We start from the raw sequence: 2,121 nt of genomic DNA, 5'->3' as shown, positions 1-2,121 counted from the left end.
TGACAGTAGCGGCGTCGTTAGTGCCATTAATTGTCACTTTGACCGTTGACGTTGTGCCATCAATAGACGATACAGTAAAGGTCTCTTCGACTTTATCGCCGACGTTCAATTGATTAAACGCACTGTTGGCGGTGAACACCCAATGCCCATTAGCATCAATAGTTAGGTCGCCATTAGCTCCAACAATGGAGTCTGGCGTAAATGTGTTATCAGGATTATCAACATCGGTACTGGTTAACGTGCCTGATGTCGTTACCGCTTTATCAGTCTCATCCACACTGACTGTTGCGGTACTGACTGTCGCTGCATCGTTAGTGCCATTAATCGTGACTTTGATCGTTGACGCTGTGCCATCAATAGACGAGACAGTGAAGGTCTCTTCGACTTTATCGCCGACATTCAATTGATTAAACGCGCTGTTAGCTGTGAATACCCAATGACCATTGGCATCAATGGTGAGATCACCGTTGGTACCGGAAATGGAATCGGGTGTGAACGCATTGTCTGGGTTATCTACGTCGGTACTGGTTAGGGTGCCTGAGGTTGTTACCGCTTTGTCGGTTTCATCGATAGCGACGGTCGCACTGCTGACAGTAGCGGCGTCGTTAGTGCCATTAATCGTGACTTTGATCGTCGAAGGGGTGCCATCGATGGACGACACCGTGAAGGTCTCTTCGACCTTATCGCCGACATTCAATTGATTAAATGCACTGTTGGCGGTGAAGACCCAATGACCATTAGCATCAATAGTCAGGTCACCGTTGGTGCCTGAAATAGAATCCGGTGTGAATGCATTATCTGGATTATCCACGTCAGTACTGGTCAACGTTCCTGATGTCGTTACCGCTTTGTCAGTTTCATCCACACTGACCGTTGCGGTACTGACCGTCGCTTTATCATTGGTGCCATTAATTGTCACTTTGATCGTTGACGCTGTGCCATCAATAGACGAGACAGTGAAGGTCTCTTCGATCTTGTCGCCGACATTCAATTGATTAAACGCGCTGTTAGCGGTGAATACCCAGTGACCATTGGCATCAATGTTGAGGTCGCCATTTGTGCCTGCAATGGAGTCTGGAGTGAACGCATTATCCGGATTATCGACATCGGTGCTGGTTAATGTTCCTGAAGTCGTTACTGCTTTGTCGGTTTCATCGATAGCGACGGTCGCACTGCTGACAGTAGCGGCGTCGTTAGTGCCATTAATCGTGACCTTGATCGTCGAAGGGGTGCCATCGATGGACGACACCGTGAAGGTCTCTTCGACCTTATCGCCGACATTCAATTGGTTAAACGCGCTGTTGGCGGTGAAGACCCAATGACCATTAGCATCAATAGTCAGGTCACCGTTGGTGCCTGAAATAGAATCCGGCGCAAACGTGTTGTCTGGGTTGTCTACATCGGTGCTGGTCAACGTTCCTGATGTCGTGACTGCTTTGTCAGTCTCATCGATGGCTACGGTCGCACTGCTGACAGTAGCGGTGTCGTTAGTGCCGTTAATCGTGACTTTAATGGTCGAAGGTGTGCCATCAACAGACGACACAGTGAAAGTCTCTTCGACTTTATCGCCAACGTTCAATTGATTAAACGCGCTGTTAGCGGTGAACATCCAATGACCATTGGCATCAATAGTCAGGTCACCGTTGGTACCGGAAATGGAATCGGGTGTGAAGGTATTATCTGGATTATCCACGTCAGTACTGGTTAGCGTACCTGAGGTAGTTACCGCTTTGTCGGTTTCATCGATGGCGACGGTCGCACTGCTGACAGTAGCGGTGTCGTTAGTACCGTTAATTGTCACCTTGATAGTGGACGGTGTTCCATCAACAGACGACACCGTGAAGGTTTCTTCGACTTTATCGCCGACGTTTAATTGGTTAAACGCGCTGTTGGCGGTGAACGCCCAATGACCATTAGCATCAATAGTCAGGTCACCATTGGTGCCAGTAATCGAATCCGGTGTAAACGCATTATCTTGATTATCCACGTCGGTACTGGTCAATGTTCCTGAAGTCGTTACTGCTTTGTCGGTTTCATCGATGGCAACGGTCGCACTACTAACCGTCGCGGCATCGTTTGTGCCGTTGATGGTGACCTTAACAGTCGACGGTGTGCCATCAA

General features: G+C 48.7%; 1 protein-coding gene. It reads right to left on the bottom strand.

The genetic code is table 11. From position 1 onward, the window contains the following. Window positions 1-2,121 (bottom strand): beta strand repeat-containing protein (locus AB4154_RS08905; RefSeq protein ID WP_372122726.1); only part of this gene is annotated, 2,121 nt, incomplete at both ends.

This window comes from Vibrio sp. 10N.286.51.B11, assembly GCF_041469245.1.
GTDB lineage: Bacteria > Pseudomonadota > Gammaproteobacteria > Enterobacterales > Vibrionaceae > Vibrio > Vibrio crassostreae_C.
Note: the sequence above shows the minus strand (reverse complement) of the source record. Positions and strands in the feature narration are given on the sequence as shown.